Origin of the sequence: Tsukamurella pulmonis (genome assembly GCF_900103175.1) — a bacterium.
Classification (GTDB): Bacteria; Actinomycetota; Actinomycetes; order Mycobacteriales; family Mycobacteriaceae; genus Tsukamurella; species Tsukamurella pulmonis.
Window position 1 is genome coordinate 4,475,001 of record NZ_FNLF01000002.1, and the last position, 22,235, is coordinate 4,497,235.

Sequence of the window (22,235 nt, forward strand, 5' to 3'; positions counted from 1 at the left end):
GAGGATCATGCCGCGCCCTCGACCGCCTCGTCGAGTGTGCGAATCGTGGCGAACCGCCCGGCGAGGGCGAACTCCGTCCGTTCGATGACGGCCGCGGCACTGAGCACCTCGCCGGTATCCGGCCGCGCGATCGGGAACGTCGCCGTCGCCTCGGTGACGAAGTCGACCTCGAACCCGAGGTCGGCCGCCAACCGTGCGGTGGTCTCGCAGCACTGCTCCGTCTGGATTCCGGAGATCGTCACGTTCCTGGTGCCGGCACGCGTCAGTACGCGGCTGAGGTCGGTGCTCGTGAAGGCGTTCCGCGTGGTCTTGACGAGCGTCGGCTCGCCCTTCACTGGGGTGAGGCCCGCTTGCAGGGCGACGTGACCGGAGAGCGGGTCGAAGACGCCGCCACTGCCCGGCTCGCTATGGAGGATCCACACCACCAACTCGCCACGGGCCCGAGCGGCTGCTACCAGCCGGTTCACATCGTCGACGAGGTCCGGGTTCGATACTTGCGACCAGGCCTCTCCGCGACGAAAGGACTCCTGTACATCGATGACCAACAGTGCGTTCATACCGACGATCGTGGCCGATCAACCACACCGCAGCGAGGCACGATCACGCCGCCTTCCGGAACGATCCGGTCACGATTCTCCCGCCACTACGCCGGACAGCGGACCGTCGGGCCTACCAGCCGTTGACGTGCAGCACCGTCTCCAGCGGGGCGCGCTTGGCGCGCTTGAACTCCGTGCCCTTGGTGTAGGCGACGGGCAGGAGCACGCCCTGCCGGATGTTCTCCGGAATGCCCAGGGCCTGCGCCACCTCGCGCTCGTACTCCAGGTGCAGCGTCGTCCAGGCGGAGCCGAGGCCGCGCTCGCGCAGGGCGAGCGCCAGGCTCCACGCGCCGGGCAGCAGCGATCCCCAGACCCCGGCCTGGTTGCCCTCCGGCAGCTCTCCGCCGGGCACGTGGATCGCGCCGATCACCAGGGCGGGCACCTGCTCCATGATCTCGGCGAGGTAGGTGGCGCTGGAGGCCACCTTCTCGGCGGTTTCGAGATCCTTGGGCGGCTTGGCCGCACGCGCCGCCGCACCCGCCTCGGCGTAGGCGAAGTAGGACTTGCGGTAGTACTCGGCGACGATCATCTTGGGCTCGGGATCGGTCAGCACGATCCAGTGCCACCCCTGCGCATTACTGCCCGACGGTGCCTGCAGCGCCACCTCGAGCGCGTCGGTGATCACCTCCAGCGGCACCGGCCGCTCCAGGTCGAGACGCTTGCGCACGGACCGGGTGGTGGTCAGTACCTCGTCGGCGGACAGATCCAGGTGCGGGAAGTCGAGTGCCATGACCCGAGCCTAGCGACCGCGGGCCGGTGCGCTCCCCCGCTTGGCGCGATCGAGCGTGGCCAGCGACTTCTTCGCGACGGCCAGCTCGGCCTGCAGCGCCGCCACGCGGTCGGCGGCCGCCTCGCGCGCCGCGGAGAGCACCTCGTCGACGGCGTCCCGCGCCTCCTTGTCGCCGAGGGCGGCCAGCGCCTTGTGCACCGTCGGCAGCGGAATCTCCTGCGCGCCCTGCGGTTTCTGCGCGTTGCGGGTCACCTTGAGCGAGGCGGTGTTGTCGGCGCCGACGTACACGGTGACCGCGACGGACCGGGCCGCCCGGCCCGCGCCCTTGCTCCCGACGCCCGGCGCCTTCGCCGCCGGCGACGAAGCCGCGGCGGCCTTCGCCGGGGTCCTCGGCGCTCGCTTCACCGGCTTGGGCTGCTTGGTCGCGCGCAGTTCCCGTGCCTCGTAGGGCAATCGGTCGTCGACGCCGGTCGGTTTGACAGTGACGGTGTCCCCGTCGACCTCGACGACGCGGGCCGACGCACCCGAGGCCAGCCCCAGGCTGGGGACGCCCTCGACGAGGTAGACGAGCGGCTTCTTCCCGTCGGCGAGCGCCTCGGTGTAGCGCGCGAGATCCGCGGCGGTCAATGTCTGCTCGGCCATCACTTGAGCCCCTTCGCGAGTGCGGGAAGAACGGTGGACTCGATGGTATCGATCGCGAGGGGGCCGCCGTAGAGCAGTGCGTCCACGCCGTTCGTCTTGTCCAGGATGATGATCGGCACGCCGTAGATCAGCGACGACGGGAGGCCGTCGAATCCGCCGTTGCCGCCGGCGGGGTCGGTGCGCGCCACGACGGTCCGATCGACCTGGCTGTTGTTGACCACTTTGTAGAGATCGGTCGATCCCAGCGTGATCCACGCCCCGGTGCCCGTGACCGGGACCTGCGCCGAGAATCCCAGCAGCCCGAGCAGCTGCAGCGCGTTCGCGTTGGTGGAGGCGAGCACGGTAGCGGCGCCGTCGTAATGGACGAGGTCCACCTTCTTGCTCGCGAAATCGGGGTGGGCCGCGCGGAGCTCGGTGATCCGTTCCTGGAAGGTCCGCTTGACCGCCTCGGCCCGCTCCTTCGCGCCCAGCGCCTCGGCGATGAAGGTCAGCTGGTCCTGCCAGGTCCACCCGCCCTTGCCCTCGGCGGTGACGGCCAGCGCACGGCCGTCGGCGAGCGACTTGAGGTCCTTGACCTTCTCCGCCGCCGCGGGGTCGGTGTCGATGATCAGGTCCGGCTTCGCGTTCTCGATCGCCGACCGGTCCGGGTCGGCGGAGGTGCCGGCGGTCGGCGTGTTCGCGAGAGCGGGCACCCAGGAAGGCATCTCGGACTTCGAGCCGTTCGCACCGGCGACCACGTCGAAGCCCAGCGCGGCGACGAGCTCCGCATCGCCCGGCCCCAGCGCGACGATCCGCTCCGGTCGCTCCCGGATGTCGGTGGTGCCGTTGACATCGGTGATGGTGCGCGCGCTCCACGCGTCGAGCGCCGGCCCGTCGTCGCCGCCCCCGCGGAGCAGCACCACGGAGAGCACCGCCACCAGCACCACGACGAGCGCTGCGGCACCGCCGATCAGGAGACGCTTGCGGTTCTTCGACGCACCCCGCGGGCCGCCGTGCACGGGCATCGACGGCGAACTCGGCCCCATCGGACCACCCGGGCCGCCCGGCCCCGGCTGCCCCGGCCCCACGGCACCGAGCAGCCCCGTCGGCGCACCGGGCGGCAGGCCCGGGCCTCCGGGGACCGGCGACGGTCCGCCGGGGTGGAAACCGGTGGCGAGCGCCGGATTCGACGGTGTTCCCTGCCAATTCGCGCCCTGCGGCGCGACGGGCGGCGCCATGCCCGCGGCGCCCGACATGCGGCGGGCCGCGGCGGCCAGGGCATCGGCGAACGCGCCCGCGGTGGCGAACCGGTCCGCGGGGTTCTTCGCCATCGCGCGGCTCAGCACGTGATCGACCTCGGGCGAGAGGTCGGGCCGCTTGAGCCGGATGCTGGGCGGGTTCTGGCTGATGTGCGCCAGCATGAGCTGGCCGGAGATGGTGGTGGTGAACGGCGGTGCGCCCGTGAGCAGCACGACGGTGGCGCAGGCGAGCGAGTACACGTCCGCCCGGTGATCGACGGGGTGCCCGAGCAGCGCCTCGGGCGCGGTGTACGCGAGCGTCCCGACGACGGTGCCCGCCTGCGTGTTCTGCCCGACCTCCGTCTGCGCGGCGCCGATCCCGAAGTCGGCGAGCTTGACCTGCTCGCCCCGGCGGCCCCGGTCGACGAGGAAGTTGGCGGGCTTGACGTCGCGGTGGATGATGCCGTGCTGGTGCGCGTAGTCGAGGGCGTCGGCGACCTGCTCGATCACGGCGACGGTGCGGTCGAGGCTGAACTGCCCCTCCCGGTGCACGGTCTCGGCGAGGTTGCCGCCCTCGACCAGCTCCATCGCGATCCACAGGTGCCCGTCGGACTCGCCGCGGTCGTAGACGTCCACGATGTGCGGGTGCTTGAGCCCGGCGATCAGGTCGGCCTCGCGGTCGAACCGCGACCGCACCGACGGGTCCGCCGAGAGCTGGCTCTGCAGCACCTTCAGGGCCACGGAGCGGGGCAGCGTTCGGTGCCGCACGCGGTACACCGTGCCCATACCGCCGGTACCGAGTACCGACTCGATCACGTATCCCGCGATCGATTCACCGGGTTCCGACGCCACGAACTTGCCTCCGCTCCTGCACGAATACAGCGGTATGAATCTACCTCGCTGCAGGTTGCGCGCGGCTTAACGCGAAGTTGGCGGCTCGTCGGACGGCGGCCGCTCCCCCGCGGTGCCCCAGCGCGGGGCGCTCGCCGGCCGCACGGGCCGCCGGGCTGGGCCGTCGTTCCCCTGGTCCTGCGAGGGGCGCACCCAGCGGTTGGCCTGCTTGCGCTGCGCACCGCTGCCCCGGTCGTACGGGGGCGGCGGCAGCGGGCGGACCGGGCGCGACGGTGCGCGGGGCGGCACGGGCGGCGGGACGTGTCCGGTCGGAACGGGAGCCGCCCCCGGCGCACCGGGTGCGGGTGCCTGGGCCGGCGATCCCGCCGGACGCGCGTGCCGGCCGGGCGGCTGGACACCCGGGGACTGCGGCGGGAGGGGGGCCTGCGGCACGGCACCCGGTGCCAGCCGCGGGGGCGCGGGCACCTGCCGCGGCACCCGGGGCGCGGGCTGCGCCGGGGCGGACGCGGCGCTGGGCTGGGCCAGGACGTCGCAGTACCGCAGCTCCTCATCGGTCGGGTTGAGCAGCACGTCGAAGACGGGGCGGCGGCCGATCCGCACGCGGACCGCGGTGGCGGCGACCTGCTCGACCACGATGTCGGCGTTGGCGCGCTCGGGGGCGCTACCGGGGGCGCGCAGGGTGAGCATGGTGCGCGCGGGCACGGAATCGACCGGGGCACCGTCGAAGACGGTGATGTCCGCAGGACGGCCGAGGGAACCGTCCGCGATGCGGAAGCGGGCCGGGTCGGCGAGGGTCGCCGCCAGCGTGCTCCACTGCGCCGGGCGGTCGGTGTGCACCACCACGGAGGCGCCCGCGCCGACGGAGCGCAGCAGCACCAGTTGCAGCGGGATCAGCTCGGTGGCGAACTCCGCGACCAGCGTCTCGGGGACGGGCGAACCGTCGAACAGGGGCAGCGCGACGGCGTCCGGACCGGAGACGCCCCAGACGGGACCGGCCGGGCCGACGGGGATCTCCACCGCACTCAGATCGCTCAACGGAGTCGAGGGCAGGTCGACGATGCTGGACCCGCCGCCCGGCAGGGTGCCGCGCAGCAGTTCCATCTGGCGCCCCGGGACGGGGACGAGCGCGTCGTCGAGGTTGTCGACGATCGGCACGGCGGTGTCGTACCGCACCAGGCCGCTGATCTCCACCGGCGCGTGGGCGTAGGCCTTGCGCAGGCGCAGCACCACCGAGGTGCTGTCGCTGTCGAGTCCCCACCACCGGTCCAGCTTCTCCGTGGAGGTCCGGACCGGGTCGACGAGGTAGGTCGTGGCGAACTCCGCGCCGTGCTCGACGTTCTGCCAGTTCTCGGTGCCGCCCAGCGGATCCGCGCCGAAGGTCATCCGGGCGTCGAGCTGCGCGAGTTCCGCGGCGGGTAGCACCCGGGCGCGGATCAGGCGCTCGAGCAGGCGCTGCTCGAGCCGGCGGGTCGCGGCCATCAGTGCCTTCGGGCCCGCCGTGCGCGACGGTCCGCGCCGGACGATGCCCTCGAGGTTGCGGCGCGTGTTCACGCGCAGGACGAGCCACGTGGACCGCTCTGCCATCGCCGCGTAGAACCGGACGCCCTGCGAGTAGGAGGCGCGGTACGCGGGACCGGGCGGCACGCGCCGGCCTGCGGAGACGACGTCGATGTCCACGTCGAGCCCGTACTGGGTCATCATCGTGGCCAGCAGGTCCAGGGGCACGGTCTCCGCGGCGAAGGCGCGCCCGTCGCGCAGCCGCGTCTCCGCCGGGTCGGCGGTCAGCTCGATCGCCGAGACCAGCTCGAATCCGTCGCCCTGCCGCACGCCGCAGCCGTCCACGTCGATCACGCGACCGGGGATGCCGCCCGTGGCGCGCCGGCGGCGGCGCAGGTACCGCAGGCGGGCGCCGATCTTCTCGCTGAGCACCGTTCCGTGCACCGAGACGAAGGCGAGCAGGGCGCCGATCACGATCAGCGCGATCACCGCCCACAGCGGCCGGCTCCCGCCGGCGAGCGCGACGAGCGAGGCGGAGAGCACCGCCCAGATCAGGGCGCGCCGCAGCGACACCCGGATCCAGACGGGACGGCGCAGCCGCGCGATCTCGGGATGCGTCGGTGCCTCCACCGGCTCCGGCGATGCCTGCTCGATCAGGGTCTGCGTCATCACGCCCTCCGCTTCCGGCCGGGCCGCAGGAGCGCGACCGCGCCACCGATGGCGAGTAGCGCGACCGCTCCGGCGCCGGTCACGATCGCCGCCGTCCGCCGCGGCCGGGTGTCCGGCGCGGGCGGCGGCGGGGGCACGAGCAGCTTCTCGACCGACTCGGGGTCGATGGCGGTGTCGATGTCCGGCACCTTCGCGGTCAGTGCGGCGACCGGGTCGATGAGGCCCCGGCCGACTTCGTTGTCGGTGCCGCGGCCGGGGGCGTGCGCCGTGGCGACCAGCCGCGCCGCCACCTCCGTCGCGGAGAGCTGCGGGTACCGCGAGCGCACGAGGGCGGCCGTGCCCGCCGCGTAGGCGGCCGCGAACTCGGGGCCGGCGAAGGGCACCAGGGTGCGCTCCGACGGTGCGCCGTTCACGACGCCGTCGCCGCCGCGCGAGCTCAGCGAGACGATGCCGGCGCCCGGTGCGGCCACGTCCATCCACGGGCCGTTCAGCGAGCCGGGCAACGGGGTGCCCTCCGCGGTCGTGGCGCCCACCGAGAGCACCTGCCCGTCGAACCAGTTCGGGGTCGCGACGGTGCTCACCTGCCGCCAGCCGCGCGGATCGTCGGGCCGGCCGGGGTCGGGATCGGGGTTCGCCCGGCAGGTGCTGGCGCCGACGGTGCCGCCCTGGCGGTCCGTCGCGCCGGCGCCCACCACGACCAGGGAGTCCTTGGCGCGCAACGCGTACGCCACGGCCCCGCCGATCTCGCGCTGGCGGAACTGGTTGTCCGCGGCCATGCACACCGGCTCGGGCACGACGATCACCTTCGCGCCCCGGTTCGCGGCCCGCACGATCGCGCGGGCGATGCTGCGGGCGTTGACCGCGGCGCGGCTCAGGTTGGGGTCCGCGTCCTCCGCGGGGTTGTTCTGCAGCGAGAACCCGGCCGAGTCGACGCGGATCGACAGGATCCGGGCATCCGGCGCGACGCCGACGAAGCCGTCGCCCGCCACCGGCTGCGCGCCGACGATGCCGGCGACGAGAGTCCCCGTCGAATCGCAGTCCAGCAGCCCGCGGTCGCCGGCCACCATGTTGTCGCCCGCACCGTCGAGGCCGCGCAGGCGCGCCTGGGGACGGACGCCGGTGCTGAGCACGGCGACGGTGACCCCGGCGCCCGTCGAGAAGTCGTGCGCCTCATCGATCCGCAGGGTGTTCGCGGGGGCCGGCGCGGCGGCGAGGTTCGAGTTGGGCAGCACGGCGGGTTCCACGCAGCGCGGGTTGTTGTTGCGCAACGGGCGTTCCGGGCCGTCGGTGTCGGGCGGCGCGCCGCCGATGTCCGCGACGGGCGGCACGACCGCACCGGAGAGGGCCGGGGCCCAGCTGCCCGCCACGATGACGGAGACGGAGACCGCGGTGATCGCGGCCGCCCTCGGGAAACGGAGCACGGACCCCAGCCCCTCTACTTCAGGAACGACAGGTCGAGCTCGCGCATGAACGCGAACAGCCGGGTGGTCCACAGCGCGAGCAGGACCACGGCGAAGATCGCCAGTTTCTCGCCGGCCTCGATCCGCCCCAGCAGGCGCGCGGACAGCGGCCGGACGTGGCCGCCGCCGTCGGTCGAGACGCGGTCCGCGAGCAGCAGGCCGCCCGCGCCGAAGGCCACCAGCACCACGGCGCTGAGCACGATCACGACCAGCCTGCCGAGATCGGAGTCCAGGGCTCCCACGAGGATCACCGCGAGGCCCGCGGCGACGAGGAAGCCCGCCACGAAGAAGACGGTGGCGTGGACCCGGTCGTCGAGGGTGCGGCCGCGGAGAACACAGATCACCGAGGTCAGGGCGGCGATCGCCACCTCGCCCCAGAAGTAGTGGCTGTCCGGCACGATCACGGTGAGCGCCGAGACCACCAGGATCCCGGCGATCGCCACGTAGAAGCCGGTGAGCAGCTTGGCCGCGGTGCGGGCCTTGCGCTCGAGGCTCGTGTTCTCCTCGGAGCGCGCGAGCTCCGTGGTGCTCTCGTCGTCGAAGGTGTCCACGTGATACGCGGCGTCGAGCTCGGTGCGATCGATGTCCTCGCCGGGCGGCGGCAGCGGATCGGGCCGGACCCGGGCGAGCAGGAGCGACCAGCCCTGGGCCCAGTTCGCCAGCAGGAGACCGGCGATCACGCCGAGGGCGGGGACGGCGGGGCGGCCCAGCGGGGTGTACGCGAACAGGGCGCTCGCCACCACGGCCGCGGCGGCGGTGAGACCGAGGGCCGCCAGCACCGTCGCGCCGAGGCCGCTCGCGCGGCCCAGCACGACGACGCCGAAGAGCGCGAAGAGCGAGCCCGTCAGCACGTTCGCCGCGGTGAAGGCACCGTCGACGCCCCCGTCCGGGGGAATGAGGACGAAGCCCGCGGCGAACAGCACCGGGGCCGAGGCGATCTGCAGGGCGTACGCCACCTGCGGGGCGTGGTACTGGCGGTCCGCGGAGACCGCCGCGAGCACCACTCCGATCGCGGCCAGCGCGGCCACGGGGAACCACCAGAGCACGCTGGAGTGGGCGAACCAGGCGACGAGCACGAGCGCGGCGAAGACCACCGCGCCGAGGACGAGGGCGAGCAGGCCCAGCGCGCGCGCCGTCGCCGATTCGAAGCGGCGGAAGCGCTGGCGGCAGAACTCCTGGATCGCATCGGCGGTGCTCTCGATGAGCGGCCGGAAGGTCTGCGTCGAGAAGGTCTCGGACAGGATCAGTCGATCGCCGTCGAGCACGCCCGCATCGGCGAGCGACTTGTCCCGGGCCAGCTGCGCGCCGCCCTCACGGGCGAAGGTCCAGGCACCGGTCGTCGAGAAGTCGTGATCGGGGAAGATCTGCTCCAGCCCCGGGATCACCGAGTCCATCACGACGGAGAGCCGGCGGCGCGCCAGCAGGCTCCGCTCGACCGAGTTCTCGCCCACCTCGACCAGGACGCGAACCTGCTCGGGTACGGCGGATCTCCCGGGGCCCGCGTTCTCGGTGGCGGCGGGCTCCGGGGTGATCGGGAAGACCATCTGGCGTCAGCGTCCCTCTGTCGTGCGCACCTGCTGCAGCTCGGCGAGCTTCTGGGCGGCCGGCGGCTCGTAGCCCGAGTTGAAGCCGTCCGCGAGGTCCGCCGCCAGCTCCTCGAAGGCGCGGACGGTGCGCTTGCGCAGCAGATCGATGTCGATCGGCTGGTCCGAGTCGAGGTGCGGGTCGTACGGGATCTCGTGCACGCGCAGCTTCTGCCCGGCGCGGAAGAGCTCGTCGAACTGCTCGACGGAGACGCTGCTGCGACGCTTGGTGTGGTTGATGACCACGATGGTGTTCGCGAGCAGGCCGTGCCAGCCGTGGTGACGCAGCCAGTCGATGGTCGCCGCCACCTTGCGCACGCCACGCGTGGTGGCCGAGGCGGGCAGGATCAGCGCGGACGAGATCTCCAGGACGCCGGTGCCCGTGGTGGTCTGCAAGCCGCGACCCGCATCGGCCAGCGCGAGGCTGTAGTGCGGACGGAAGATCGAGTACAGGTCCAGCACGTCGTCGTAATCGGCCACATCGCGGCCGTTGAACCGCCACGGCGAAGGCAGCACGTGCAGGTTGGTCGAGGTCACCGCGAGGTGCTTGTCGACCTGGTTGCGGTCCGAGAGATCGCTCTGCTGGATCAGCGTGCGCGCCGTGGAACCGCCCTGGTGCCACGCGGTCACCTGGTCCAGATCGCCACCGTCGGGATCGAGGTCGAGCGCGACCACGTTGTCGGCGCGGGTGCGCTCGAGGATCTGGCCGAGCACGCCCACGAGCAGGGTTCCGCCGGCGTTGTCGGCGAACACGCTGGTGACGTGGAACTTGTGCTTCGGGACGCGGATGCGGTGCACGAGCTCGGCGTGCTCCTGGTCGTTCGCGCTGGGGCCGATGTCGAGGCCCATCTTGCGCAGCCAGGCGCGCCAGCCGGAGACGCGCACGGCGGCGTCCGAGAAGCGGATCTGCTGGTTGAAGGACGAGGACGCGGTCGACATCGGCGCAGAGACCGAGTCACCCATCGGGCGCATCGGGGCCTGCTGGTGCTGCGGCACCATCGGGGCGGGCGCGCCCTGCAGCGGCGCCTGGCCGAAGGGCTGCGGCGCGGACGGGCGGTGGAGCTGACCGGAGGCCTGCGCGGACTGGAACTGGCCGGTCGGCGGGACGCCCTGGAACGCCTGCTGCCCCTGGCCGTTCTGCTGCTGGCCGTTCTGCGCCGCGGCGGGGGCGAAGCCGTTCTGGCCGCCCTGCCACTGCTGCTGCGGCTGCGGGACCGGCGCGGGGGCCGGGGCGGGCTTGGGCGCCGCCTGCTGCGGGGTCGACGGTGCCGCGGCCTGCGGGCCGTCGGTCGCCGGCGCGTCGGCCTTGGCGGGCGCATCCGACCCGGAGTCCGCCTCGGCCGCGTCGGCCTTCGGGGACGCCGCCGGCGCCTCGCTCGTGGGCGCTGCATCGGCCTTCGCCGCGTCCGCCTTGACGGCCTCGGCCTTCGGGGCGTCCGGGGCGGCGTCGTCGACGACTGCGGGCTGCTCCGCCGTGGGGCGCTCGTCGGCGACAGGAACGACCGGGGTGGCGGGGGCGGTGGGCATCGCCGCGGATCCGTCGAGGTCGTCGACGTCGGGGAGCGCGGGCTCCTCCCACTCGCCGCTCACGGGCTCGGACAGCGCGCCACCGGTGGGCGCGGACGGACGGACCACCGGCACGGCGGTATCGGTCGAGGGCAGGACGGGGGAAGCCGCATCGCTCTCACCGTGGCTATTTTGCGGCACGAAAGGCACCCGAACGTTCGTAGCTGCGTCGCTCATGGACCGCACCTCTCTCGATGGAAGAATTGTTTGCAGATTAATACACGCGCTGGTCACGAAGCCAGCGGGGGGCGGCTATCAGTTTGCTGTGTCGAACCATCCGGTGCAACCCCCGCGCTCGACCAGATCCGCGATCCCCTCGGAGAAACGGCGCCGCGTCCCCGGGCTCAGCGTCACGTCGACCGCGCCCTGCGATCCGCGCTGGGTCGTGGACAGGACCCGGCCCGCGGCGGTGTCCATGACGCCCACCGCCCATCCGGCCTGGGTACGCACACCGGAATCCGCACGGTGGTAGACGATCTCGGCCCGTCGGCCGGTGTACCGCGCGGCATCGAGCAGGATGTCGACGGTCTGCTGCGAGAGGTCGTGCTCGCGCAGCCGGCTCCGGATCTCCCGTTCTGCCCGCGCCCCGCCCACCTGCGGGTCGAAGCTCGCGACGATCTCCGCCAGTTCGTTCGCGTCGAGGGTGAGGGACTCGAGTTCCGCCGGCGCCTGCGCACCGAGGACCCGCCAGAGCGGTTCGACGACCGTCGCCTCGAAGTCCTCGCGGTCCGTGCGGAACCCCTGCACGGTGAACTGATCGTCGTTGCGGAAGGCGACCACCACGGTCTCGTCGCGCCGCACCACCGCGCCGCGGAGCACGGTGTCACCGTCGAACACCCGGATCGCGAGCTCCGCCGCAGGATCCTGGAGCACGCCGAGCCACGCCTTCACCTGCGGATCGACGGACCCCGTGCCGTCCACCAGGCCCGCATCCACGAGACCGGGCAGCACCGCCAGGTCGACCACCAGCTGATCGTCGGGCCGGTACACGTTGGGATGCACCGCGAGCACGATCGGCGCCAGCTCCATGACGTCGGCCAGCCGCATGAGCAGCAGCAGCTCATCGATGTCCGCGGCGAAAGCGGACAGCTTCGCCACGGGGCCGTCGGTCGTCACGGACACGGCACTCCCTTCCGGTCTCCGCCCACGGGCGTGGGCGTGGTGCTGCTAGATGGCGTAGAAGTTCATGGCCTGCACCTGGCCGGCCTTGTGGATCGCCGCAGCGGTCTGGACGTTCACGCCGGTCTTCTGCAGGGCCATGATGAGGTTCTCGTTCGCCTTCAGGCACACCTCGTGCACGCGCTGGTAGCTCTCCTGGTCGATACCGACCCAGTTGCCGACGTTGAGGTTCGCGACGTTGTTGCTCGTCAGCTCGGCGATGAGGCCCTCGGCGACCGCGGCCGCCTTGCCGAAGCTGACCGAGGTGACGTCGTAGCTGGAATCACTGACCCGGATGTTGGTCGGAGAGGTCATGGTGGAACTCCTTCGAGTGAGTGGGGTCGCCTAGACGGCGTAGCCGGTGAACAGGCCGCCGGCGTCGCCGTCGGTGTTGATGATGTGCGTGCCGTTGCGGCCGAGGGCCTCGGCCACGGCCTCGAGCTTCTGCTGCTCGGCGTTGCACACGGCGATGAGCTCCTCCATGTGCGCGGTCGCGCGGTTGGCCGTGTCACCCGAGTTCTCGGCGCGGTACGCCTCGGCGGTGGCACGCACGAACTTGATGTTCGCGAGGGTGCTCGCAGCCACGTCGGTGGTCTTGGCGGTACCGGCGGCGTGGGCGACGGTGTTCATGTCGTAGATCTGCGGGGGCATGAGAGCTCCTTCTGTTCAGTGGTGGTCTGTGCGGGGCATCGGCGGGGTGCGGATCAGCGTCCCTCCCCACTCGACGGAACGTCGACGGGGACGGATTCGTACTCGGGCGCCGCATCCTGGTAGATCGGCATGGCCGCGGTATCGGGCACGACGACGCGCTCGCGCTGCTTGCCCTGCGACCGCGCCACCGGGGCACTCGTGCCCGTCGGGAGGATCGGCCGCAGCGGCTCGGCCGCGACGCGCGGGACCGGCGGCGGAGGCGGCGCAACGGTCAGACCGTCGGTGGACCAGTTCGACGGTGCCACGACCTGCGCCTGCGCGATCGCCCCCGTCTCCACCCGCAGCGCCGACGCCGAGCGGATCGCCGGCTCGCCGCGGGACATCCGTTCCAGGTTGGGGGAACCGGGGCGCGCACCGAAGTAGCCGACGCTGCTGGTCCGGTTCTCGGCGCTCACGTTCGCGAGCAACGCGCTCATGGGCTGGTAGACCACGCCACCGGCGGTCACCCCCGCGGTCGGCACCTGCCCGACGGCACCGCCGCCGACGTTCATCGCGGCGCCCGCGGCGGCGCTCACGCCGCCGGCCGCGCCCGCGCCGACCACGCCGCCGAGCTGCTGCACCAGGCTGGCGCCGAGCTGCTGGCCCATCACCGGGCGCGGGCCGTCGTTCGACTTCGATTCGGCGGTGGCGATGTTCGACGCCACCTGCTCGAGACGCTGCGCGTTGACGATCGCGGTCTGCGCGAGCTTGGTCGCGGACAGCACGCCACCGGCCGTGCGCATCGCGAGCATGCTGGCGGTCGCCTGCGCGCCCTGCGCGGCCAGCGTCATCTTCGTGACCACCGCGTCGCCCACGGACGCCGCGCCAGCGGCCGCGGCCGGGATCGGCACGCCCGCGGGCGTCGCGATCGGCTTCGGCGGGATGAACGGCTCGAAGGTCATGTTGGCGACGGAGTTCGCGAGGTAGACCGCCATCATCGAGGCGTTCTGCGCCCACATCGCCGCGTACTGCGCCTCGTTGGCGGCGATCGCCGCGGTGTTCACGCCCAGGAAGTTGGTGGCGTTGAGCACGGCGTTGGTGAGGTGGTTGAGCGCGATCTCGGGCAGCTGCGCCATGCCCGCCAGCGCGGCGGAGTAGTCGGCGGCCTGCTTGGTGTGCCGGGTGGAGGCCAGCAGCGCCTGCGCGCGCACGGCCTCGTTGTGCGCGAGGTACATGGCCACGTTGCGGGTCATGAGGGCGGTCTCGGGCGCCTGCCACGACGCGGCGAGACGCGGCAGCAGGGACTGCAGGAAGACCGAGCGGGCGCTCACGGACGCCGCCACCGATGCCCACGCCGCAGCGGCGGCGGTGGCGGGTGCCGGCCCGGCGCCCGACATCAGGCGCCCCACGTTGACCTCGGGCGGCAGGGCTGGGAAAGTCACGGCGTCACACTCGGGTCAGAACTGGACGGCGTTGTCGGCCATGATGTACGTCGCCGCGGCCGCCGAGAGGCTGACCCCGTACTGCGCCACCTCGGCGTGGTCCAGGACGGAGGCGGCCAGGAAGTTGGCGGCGTGGGCGGCCGAACTGGTCGAGACCAGCAGCGAGACGTCATCCGCACCTGCGGGCACGACGGCACCGATGGCGCCGGCGGCGCCACCGATCACGCCCGAGGTGGTGGCCACGTTGGCCATGACCTCGTTGGTTCCTGCCAAGAGCTGAATAGGCGCCACGTTCAGGCTCACCCGCTGTCCCCTTTACTTGATTTTCAAGTTGCAACTAAAACAGAACCGTCAAATTTCGTCAATCCCGGGTTGCCCGAAATTAATGATCCCACATTACCGGTGGGTACGGCCCACCTCGGACGGAAACCGTGTCTCCCTCATCCCCACACGTCCTCGTCCGACTCGGCCTCGTCCCGGCGCACGCCGTTCCAGGCGACCTGCACGACGTCCGACGGGGCGCCGCGGCCCGGATGGAACCGGCCGCGGCCGGGGATGCCGAACCGCTGGCCGCGCTCGCCGCCGATGTTGACGTTGAACTTGTCCGCCGACAGCGCCAACGCCATGGCGCTGTTGGTGTCGAGGAACTGGATCATCGGGTCGGAGCTCGCCTTGTAGAGGTACTCGGTGTCGTTGAGCACCACGATCACGTGGAAGCCGCGAATGACGCCGTCGCTCATCAGTTTCACGGTCTGCGTGATCGGGTTGGTGCGGTCACCGCGCGCCACGACGGCGTCGTAGTCATCGATGATGAGGAAGATCTCGGGGCCCGTCCACCAGTCGCGGCGGGCGAGCGCGGCGCTGTCCGCACCGTCGGGCACGCGGCGGTACGTCACCTTCGCCGGGTCGGTCTCCCCCTCGCCCATCCACTCGACGAGCTTGTCCTGCCACCGGCGCAGGAAGTCGTGCAGGTCCGAGCCGTGCACCCCGAGGTTCTTCGGGTTCGGCGCGAAGGCGCCGCGGTGCACGCGTTTGGGGTCGAGCAGGGCGATGGCGCCGTCGTCGATCGTCGGGTACCGCCGGCTGATCGCCTCGATGAGGGTGTGCACCAGGGCCGAACGCCCCGAACCGCTCTCGCCCACCACGTACATGTGGGCCTCTCGGCCGAAGTCCGCGACGGCGGGTCCGCCGTCGATCTCGCGGACGCCGAAGGGCAGCCGGACCCGCTCGCGCGCACCGGCCTGCGCCGGCAGCACCGAGAAGAGATCGTCCTGCAGGATCACCTCGGGCAGTGCCAGCAGCTTCGGAGCCTCGGCGCCGGAGGTGTTGGCCCGGCGGATCCGCTCGACCACCTCTTCGATGCCCGCGCTGAGCGTCTCCGGCGAGCTGTCGCCGTCGGCGCGCGGCAGCGCGACGAGGCCGAGGAGCTCGCGATCGGTGGAGATGACGTGACCGGGCTTGTCGGGAACCGCCTTGTTGCGCTGCGAGTTCACGACCGACATGTCGTAGCTCGCCGAGGAGATCCTGCCCTCGACGATCGTGTGCATATGGCTCGAGAGGCCGCGCAGCACCGTGTTGCGCGCCGTGGTGATCACGAAGTGGACGCCGTAGTTCAGGGCGCCCGAGGCGAGCGCCTCCAGCACCGGCACCTTGTCCTCGAACACGCCGCCCTCGGTGACCGCGGCGTCGAAGCCGTCGATCACGATGAAGGCGTCGCCGAAGGCGTCCTCGCCGCTGATCTCGGCGCCGGGATCGCTGCGCAGCCTGCGGTACTCGGCCATCGAGTTGACGCGGTACTTGCGGAAGAGCTTGACGCGCTGCTCGATCAGGTCGGACATCTGGGAGATGATCCGGTTGATCGCGTCCTCCTCGGAGCGCGTCGCGATCCGGGAGACGTGCGGCAGGTCCTCGAGCCGCATCCAGCCGCCGCCGGTGTAGTCGACGATGAAGAACTGGACCTGTTCCGGCGAGTGGGTCAGGGCCAGCGAGGTCACCAGCGTCATCGCGGCGGTGGTCTTGCCCCGCTGCGGGCCGCCGTAGATCAGCACGTTGCCCTGGCCGCCCGACAGGTCCAGCTCCCACACGGGCTGCTGATGCTTGGCCGGGTCGTCGAAGACGCCGAACGGCGCCTTCAGCGTGGCCGGGACGGTCACCATCGGCGCGACCCACTCGTCCGCACTGAGCGACGGTGCCAGGATGTCGAGCGTGGTGGAGGTGAGCTCGGGCAACCAGGGCTTGTAGGCCGGCCGCGCCGGCGCCTTGGTGAGCAGCTCCTTGACCACCGTGAAGACCGTGGGCGCGGCGAGGATCTCCTCCTCCGTGCGCACCACCTCGTCGTCCTCGACGATCTCGACCTCGAGGTCCGGGATGTCCACCCGGCGCGCGCTGAAACCGCGCGAGGAGAGGTCGTCCGCGGTGGGCTGCACCACCTCGCGCTTGACGGGCTCGGGAGCGACCTCGGGGGCGAAGTAGGGCTTGCCGGTGAAACCCGCGTAGAACCGGATCAGATCGTCCTCGTGGAGCGTCTTGATCAGGCCGTTGCCCGGCTTGCCGGGCAGGTTCTTGGCGTCGGGAACGCCGATCACCGCGCGGGAGTCGCCGGCGGTGCCGGTGCGAAGTGCGATGTGGTAGTGGATGTTCGACTCGAGGCCGCGCGAACGCGCCATCTCCGCGTTCTGCGAGGCGAGCAGCAGGTGCACCCCCACGGACCGGCCGACGCGGCCGATCTGGCTGAAGATGTTCACGAATTCCGGCTTGGCCTCGAGCAGCTCGGTGTACTCGTCGATCAGGACGAGCAGCGCCGGCATCGGTTCCAGGTCCGGGCAGTGCCCGGACTCGCGGGCCTTCTCGTACTCCGTGAGGCCGATGATGTTGAACGACGGGTACTTCGCGGCCGCGCTGTCGAAGAGCTGCTGGCGCCGCTTGAGCTCGCCGGTGATGACCTCCATCATCCGGTCGACCATGCTCTCGGACTTCTCGAGGTTGGTGACCACCGCGGCGACGTGCGGGATGTCCTCCATGCCCTGGTAGGTCGCGCCGCCCTTGAAGTCCACCAACAACAGGTTGAGCATCGACGGGGAGTGGAACAGGCACGCGTCGAGCACCAGGCAGCGCAGGAACTCGGACTTACCTGATCCCGACGTACCGATCATCTCGCCGTGCGGGCCCGTACCGCCCTGGCTGGCCTCACGCATGTTGAGGAAGATGCGCGTGCCGTCGGGGGCGAAGCCGATCGGGAAGTTGAGGCGGTGCGGATCGTCGAACCGCTTGATCCGCTGCCAGAAGGCGAGGACGTCGATGGCGCCGGGGTCCTCCACCTGCACCAGGCTCGCCCAGTCCCGCCCGGTGTCCTGGCGCTCCTTCGACAGCAGCGAGGCGGTCGTCTCGAGTTCCCACCGCGCCAGCTTGCGGGCGGTGGTGTGCGCATCGATGAGGTCGAGGTAGTCGGCGCGCGCGATCTCCTTGGGCGGCTCCAGCGGCAGGTCCGAGTCCCAGCGGGTCACGATGCCCGTGCGGTCCACGTCCAGGAGCACGGCGTGCGGGAAGGAGTCGATGACGCCCTCGGGCGGCGACATGAGGATCCAGGTGACGTCCGCCAGCGAGGCGATCGCCTGGTCCGTCATCCGGGCGCGCTCAGCGGATTCCACGATCACGACGGTGTGCCGGGTCCGCCCGGTCACCTCGGTCTCGGTGGTGAACGGCCGCGAGTAGTCGACGACGCGGTCGGCCTCGGCGGTCGGCTGTTCGTCGCTGCCCGCCAGTTCCTCGAGGAACTCGGTCCAGTTGCCGTAGATCATGCGGCGCGAGCCCAGGGCGTCGATCAGGGTCGGATGCTGCACCTGCGGAAGCCACTTCAGGTACTCCCAGCGGCCGCCGTCCGGGGTGTCGGCGACCACGGCGAACCGCAGCCTGTCCGGGCCGTGCGTGACCGCGAGGTGGCTCAGCATCGCGCGCACCATGCCCGCGGACCGCTCCGGATCTCCGCCCACGCCGAGCACCGGGAGATTGCGCAGCGTCAGTGCGAGCGGCATGTCGGCGATCGTCGAGTGGGTGTGCAGGAACTTCACGGTCTCGGTCCACTGCACCGGGTCGAGGAACTCCCCGTCGGGCGCCTCGGGCGTGAGCAGCTTGGCCTTCGGCACGATGCGGCCGCGGCCGTACCGCGCCGCGGTGAACCTGCTCTTGCGCTCCGCGTCGCCGCCGTTCACCTCCCACATCCGTTCCGTACCGACGAGAGAGGCGATCACCGCCGGATCCGGGTAGGCGTGCGCGAGGGCGTCGAAGTAGTTGCGGCCGCGCGCGAGCGCCTTCTCGCGGGAGGTGCCGATCGACCGGCTCGCCTGCTTGCGGTCGTGCAGCAGCTGCGCCTTCGACTTGTTGCCGCTGCCGCCGGGACCGCCGCCCATGTAGGCGAACATGCCGAACAGCAGCATCATCGGCATGAGCAGCATCACCGGATTGAAGCCGCGGTTGAGGCGGATCATCATGAACAGCATGCCGAGCACGGCGACCACCATGACCACGGGCATCATCACCGTGCGCCACTTGCCCGGAGGGTCGACCTCGTCGATGGTGTCCGGGGTGCGGACCTCCACCTCCTTCTTGACGACCCGGGGCTCCTTCTTCGGGTGGAGCGGGGGCTCGAAGACCTGCCGACTCACTACTTCCCCCTCGGGTCGAACTTCGCGACGACGGGGTCCTGCGCGCCACCGTCGTGCTTGATGGATGCACCGGCCTGCGACAACGTGGGCCCCTGCGCGAACAGGCTGATCATCGTCCACGGCGCGGGCACCGGGTTGCTCAGGCCGAGCGCCTTGGCCGAGGCCCCCTGCTCCGTCGAGCCCTGATCGTCGATGCCGTACCGGATCCCGGTGTCGGCGATCCAGAACTCGCCGCTGTGCTCGCGCGAGTCCGGCGCCGAGCCGGTGGCGTAGACGTACCGGCCGCTGTTGGCCGGGAGGTAGACGTCGTCGGCGATGGTGCCGGCCGAGTCCGGCGCGCCGATGAGCGAGATCCGGGCGGCGTTCTGCTCCGCGGTGAGCGGCAGGGTGCCGGCCACGAGCACGCGTTGGTCGGCCGTGGGCTCGTCCCCGTCGTGCGACCAGGCCAGGCAGGTCACGGGATCGCTCGTCGGATCCTCGATGCGCACCTTGCCCTCCGGGAAATGGTCGACGGCGATCCGCCCACCGACCTTGGGCCACTGGTTCGCCTTCGCCGCCTCGGTCTCGACCACGCCGCTCTTGACCGGCGAGACGGTCTGCAGGATCGACGCCGCCGTCTGCGTGATCTGCTGGATGCCGTCGGCCGCGACCACGTAGTAGGTCCAGCCGCCGTCGACCGTGGGGACGCGCAGAGTGGTGCCGACGAGCAGCTTCTCCGTGTTCGGGAAGCGCACGGGCTTACCGAGATCCGTGATCTGCGGGACGTCGACCGGCTCGCGCGCGGCGAGCGCGTTGAACAGGCCCGAGGACATCGGGACGACGCGCTGATCGATGCTGATCCCCAGCGCCTCGCGGATCGCGGAGTTGCCCAGGTCCAGGCGGGCCCGCGCCACGACCCCGTCGTCGGAGTAGACGAGCCAGGTCTGGTTGTCGAAGGCGACGACGCGGGCGCGATCGCCCGTCAGTTCGTCGGTGCCGGCGGCGGGCGAGAGGCCGCCGCCGATGACGGTGACCTTGACCGCGGAGGTCGCGGTCGTGGGCAGGCCGGTGCCGGGATCGAGCGGTACGGCCGATCCGGTGGCCGTCGTATCGCACACGGCCCACTGCGAGAGTGTGCTCTGCGAGTTGCGGATGACCGTGGGGGCGTACGGGATGCCGACCATGGGCCCGCGGGGCAGCTTCTCGATCTCGCCGGACTTGGCCTGGACCGGCTTGGCCGGCGAGCCCACGATGAGCTGTCCGGAGACCACGTTGGGGATCGGGTTCAGCGTGTCACCCACCCGAACGTACAGGCCGCCCGTCTGGGCGTCCTGGATGATCTCCCCGTCGCCCACCTTGCCCGCGGGGAAGATGACCGCGCCGATCACGGAGCCCAGCGCCACGACGAGGCCCACCGCGAGCGCCATGTAGAGCGGCGACCCCTGGTACTTCTTGACGTCGTCGATCCAGCGCGTGTCCCGCCGCACCAGCGCCTCTTCGTTGCGCCGCTGCAGGTACGCCTCGCCCGACTTCTGGTACTTCGACGTGAGCCGGAAGCCGCGGACCCGTTCCTGCAGGCCCGACTTCGGGTTCGACGGGTCGGAGTTGATCTCAGCCATTCGTCTTCGCCCGCCAGTTCGACTCCAACAGATTCCACTCCGCCCACGGGAAGTTCGGCGACACCCGCAGGGTCTCCTCGTAGGCCAGCCGCACGTCGTCGAGCTCGAGCGTGCGCAGCAGCGACCGCTTCTCCTCCGAGGAGAGGCCGGAACGATCGATCGCGCTGACCCGGAAGTCGCGGAAACCGCGCGCGGACGAGATGACGGTGCGCATGAACCGGGCGTTCGACATCAGGTCGATGCCGGTGCACAGCCGTCCCTTCAGGTCGAGGGCGCTCACCTCGGCGAGACGGTCGTTGTGGGTCTCGAGATACTCGCGCACGCCGTCGCCCAGCCGCTCCCGGTTCTTCGCCGCCACGGACTCGGCGATCTCCACCAGCTCCCCCGGAGTGAAGGAACTGAACGAGATCCGCGTCGGAAAGCGCAGCGGGAGACCGGCGTTCACCTGCAGCAGGCGGTTCATGTCGTCGTCGTACCCCGCGAGGACCACCACGACCTTGTCCCGCAGCGGACGGTCGCCCTCGTTCTCGATCCGGGCCAGCAGGGCCTCGAGCGCCTCGCGACCGAACCTGGAGGCCTGATCCTCGCCGTCCCCCGCGACGAGCCCGTACGCCTCGTCGAGGAAGAACAGACCGCCGCGGGACTCGTCGACCAGCTTGTTGGTGCGGATACCGGCCTGCCCGACGTAGCCGGTCATCATGTCGCTGGGCTGGTGCTCGTACACCTCGGGGCGCGCGATCACGCCGAGGCCGTAGTACAGCTTCGCGAGGATCCGCACACCGGTGGTCTTACCGGTGCCGGGCGGTCCGGTGATGATCGCCGAGAGCCGCATCTCCTCCTCGAGGTACTCCTCGCCGAGCTCCTCGCTGAGCTGCTTGCGCTCGCGGTCCATCTCGACCTTCGAGGCGAGGCGGCGGATCTGGGACTTCACATCGGGGCTGCCGACGAGGGCGTCCAGCTCGCGCCACGCATCGGCGAGCACGACGTCGCGCTGCCGGTCCAGGCTCTGCTGCTCGATCTCCTGCGCCGTGGTGCCCGAAGCCGGATCCCAGGGATCGGTGCGGGTTCCCATCGACTGCGCGGTGACCACCTCGAGGAAGCCGCCCGCCGCCGCGTGGTCGAGGTCGGCCCGCGAGGAGATCCACGCCCGCGCATCGCGCAACAGTTTGGCCGCGCCGTCCGCATCACCGGTCGCGCGGAGGGCGTACGCCTGCGTGACGATGAGGCTGGCCTGCACCAGCTTGTAGTCCTCGGAGGCGAGGGCCGTCCGCGTCGCCGAGAGCGCCTGGTGCGCATCGCCGGTCCCGACCAGCGCGCGCGCCGTCAGGGCCGTGACGCCGAGCTGCCAGAAGCGGACCGCTCCGTCGGACTCGGCCGACACCCAGAGCGGCTCGCGGCTGTCGGCCACCGTCGAGAGGACCTCGGGCCAGCGGTGCGCGAGCCCGAGCAGGCACAGCCACAGGTAGCGCAGGTAGTTGCGCTGCGCCGGCGAATCGTGACTGACCTCGCGCTGCAGCTTGGTCAGCTCCTCCGCGGCCTCGGCGAGGTGGCCGGTCTGCGCCAGGATCACGGCGGCACCCGCACGCGCGTACGTCACGTCGGTCACCGGCATCCCGAGTTCGACGACCCCCATGTGCACGGGGATCTTCAGGCCGAGCGCTCCTTCGGCCGGGTCGACGGTCATGCCGTTGCGACGCAGTTCCGCGCCGAAGTTTCGCGCGGACGCCAGCAGACCGCGGGCGGCGGCGGGATCGGCGAGCTGGGTGCGGTCCACGGCCATCAGGCCGATCCACGCATCGCACATCGTGGGATCGGCTTCGACCGCCAGCCGGAAGGCCTGCGCCGGTTCGCGCGTGTCCGTCCGCGCAGCGAGAGATCGCAGCCCGAGCGAGAAGTACCGCTGGGCAGTGGGATTCGAGGTCGTCATCGTTCTT

The 22,235-nt window shown here is 71.5% G+C and carries 16 protein-coding genes; all 16 read right to left on the minus strand.

The genetic code is table 11. The features are described from left to right. Positions 1-5: 5 nt before the first annotated feature. Positions 6-557 carry an isochorismatase family protein gene (locus BLQ62_RS22010; protein WP_068563974.1) on the minus strand — a complete coding sequence of 184 codons (552 nt, stop codon included), beginning with the start codon at positions 555-557 and terminating at the stop codon, positions 6-8. 112 nt (positions 558-669) lie between these two features. Beyond that, positions 670-1,326 carry a nitroreductase family protein gene (locus BLQ62_RS22015; RefSeq protein WP_068563972.1) on the minus strand — a complete coding sequence of 219 codons (657 nt, stop codon included), beginning with the start codon at positions 1,324-1,326 and terminating at the stop codon, positions 670-672. Between the two features lie 9 nt (positions 1,327-1,335). After that, positions 1,336-1,968: a KOW domain-containing RNA-binding protein gene (locus BLQ62_RS22020; protein ID WP_068563970.1), complete on the minus strand. Its 633-nt coding sequence runs from the start codon at positions 1,966-1,968 to the stop codon at positions 1,336-1,338. Further along, entirely contained in the window at positions 1,968-4,037 is a 2,070-nt protein-coding gene (locus BLQ62_RS24415) for a serine/threonine-protein kinase (protein WP_068563968.1), read from the minus strand. Before BLQ62_RS24415 ends, BLQ62_RS22020 begins: the two co-directional genes overlap by 1 nt. A gap of 66 nt (positions 4,038-4,103) precedes the next feature. Then, entirely contained in the window at positions 4,104-6,203 is a 2,100-nt protein-coding gene (eccE, locus tag BLQ62_RS24420) for a type VII secretion protein EccE (RefSeq protein ID WP_068563966.1), read from the minus strand. After that, positions 6,203-7,624 (minus strand): type VII secretion-associated serine protease mycosin, encoded by a 1,422-nt coding sequence (mycP, locus tag BLQ62_RS22035; protein WP_068530813.1) that lies wholly within the window; start codon positions 7,622-7,624, stop codon positions 6,203-6,205. The genes eccE and mycP overlap by 1 nt, the downstream gene beginning before the upstream one ends. A gap of 14 nt (positions 7,625-7,638) precedes the next feature. Beyond that, entirely contained in the window at positions 7,639-9,207 is a 1,569-nt protein-coding gene (gene eccD, locus BLQ62_RS22040) for a type VII secretion integral membrane protein EccD (protein WP_068530810.1), read from the minus strand. A 6-nt stretch (positions 9,208-9,213) separates the two neighbouring features. Continuing rightward, entirely contained in the window at positions 9,214-10,989 is a 1,776-nt protein-coding gene (locus BLQ62_RS22045; protein ID WP_139184287.1) for a hypothetical protein, read from the minus strand. A gap of 78 nt (positions 10,990-11,067) precedes the next feature. After that, positions 11,068-11,934 (minus strand): ESX secretion-associated protein EspG, encoded by an 867-nt coding sequence (locus BLQ62_RS22050; protein WP_068563961.1) that lies wholly within the window; start codon positions 11,932-11,934, stop codon positions 11,068-11,070. Between the two features lie 45 nt (positions 11,935-11,979). Continuing rightward, on the minus strand, positions 11,980-12,285 hold the full coding sequence (locus tag BLQ62_RS22055; RefSeq protein ID WP_068530803.1) for a hypothetical protein: 306 nt from the start codon (positions 12,283-12,285) through the stop codon (positions 11,980-11,982). Between the two features lie 30 nt (positions 12,286-12,315). Next, a complete protein-coding gene (locus tag BLQ62_RS22060; protein WP_068530801.1) occupies positions 12,316-12,621 on the minus strand; it encodes a hypothetical protein in 306 nt (101 codons plus the stop codon). Between the two features lie 53 nt (positions 12,622-12,674). Beyond that, positions 12,675-14,042 carry a PPE family protein gene (locus tag BLQ62_RS22065; RefSeq protein ID WP_068563959.1) on the minus strand — a complete coding sequence of 456 codons (1,368 nt, stop codon included), beginning with the start codon at positions 14,040-14,042 and terminating at the stop codon, positions 12,675-12,677. A gap of 15 nt (positions 14,043-14,057) precedes the next feature. Beyond that, complete coding sequence (locus BLQ62_RS22070) at positions 14,058-14,345, minus strand: PE domain-containing protein (RefSeq protein ID WP_139061751.1); 288 nt, start codon at positions 14,343-14,345, stop codon at positions 14,058-14,060. Positions 14,346-14,482: 137 nt separating this feature from the next. Continuing rightward, complete coding sequence (gene eccCa, locus BLQ62_RS22075; RefSeq protein ID WP_068563957.1) at positions 14,483-18,703, minus strand: type VII secretion protein EccCa; 4,221 nt, start codon at positions 18,701-18,703, stop codon at positions 14,483-14,485. Continuing rightward, positions 18,703-20,301 (minus strand): type VII secretion protein EccB, encoded by a 1,599-nt coding sequence (gene eccB / locus BLQ62_RS22080; RefSeq protein WP_068563955.1) that lies wholly within the window; start codon positions 20,299-20,301, stop codon positions 18,703-18,705. The genes eccCa and eccB overlap by 1 nt, the downstream gene beginning before the upstream one ends. Next, on the minus strand, positions 20,294-22,228 hold the full coding sequence (locus tag BLQ62_RS22085; RefSeq protein ID WP_068530788.1) for an AAA family ATPase: 1,935 nt from the start codon (positions 22,226-22,228) through the stop codon (positions 20,294-20,296). Before BLQ62_RS22085 ends, eccB begins: the two co-directional genes overlap by 8 nt. Positions 22,229-22,235: the final 7 nt, after the last annotated feature.

Excerpts from the sequence above, each read along its gene's own strand:
- BLQ62_RS22010 (WP_068563974.1), bottom strand. The coding sequence starts at position 557 with ATGAACGCACTGTTGGTCATCGATGTACAGGAGTCCTTTCGTCGCGGA.
- BLQ62_RS22015 (WP_068563972.1), bottom strand. The coding sequence starts at position 1,326 with ATGGCACTCGACTTCCCGCACCTGGATCTGTCCGCCGACGAGGTACTG.
- BLQ62_RS22020 (WP_068563970.1), bottom strand. The coding sequence starts at position 1,968 with ATGGCCGAGCAGACATTGACCGCCGCGGATCTCGCGCGCTACACCGAG.
- eccE (WP_068563966.1), bottom strand. The coding sequence starts at position 6,203 with ATGACGCAGACCCTGATCGAGCAGGCATCGCCGGAGCCGGTGGAGGCA.
- eccD (WP_068530810.1), bottom strand. The coding sequence starts at position 9,207 with ATGGTCTTCCCGATCACCCCGGAGCCCGCCGCCACCGAGAACGCGGGC.
- BLQ62_RS22045 (WP_139184287.1), bottom strand. The coding sequence starts at position 10,989 with ATGAGCGACGCAGCTACGAACGTTCGGGTGCCTTTCGTGCCGCAAAAT.
- BLQ62_RS22055 (WP_068530803.1), bottom strand. The coding sequence starts at position 12,285 with ATGACCTCTCCGACCAACATCCGGGTCAGTGATTCCAGCTACGACGTC.
- BLQ62_RS22060 (WP_068530801.1), bottom strand. The coding sequence starts at position 12,621 with ATGCCCCCGCAGATCTACGACATGAACACCGTCGCCCACGCCGCCGGT.
- eccB (WP_068563955.1), bottom strand. The coding sequence starts at position 20,301 with ATGGCTGAGATCAACTCCGACCCGTCGAACCCGAAGTCGGGCCTGCAG.
- BLQ62_RS22085 (WP_068530788.1), bottom strand. The coding sequence starts at position 22,228 with ATGACGACCTCGAATCCCACTGCCCAGCGGTACTTCTCGCTCGGGCTG.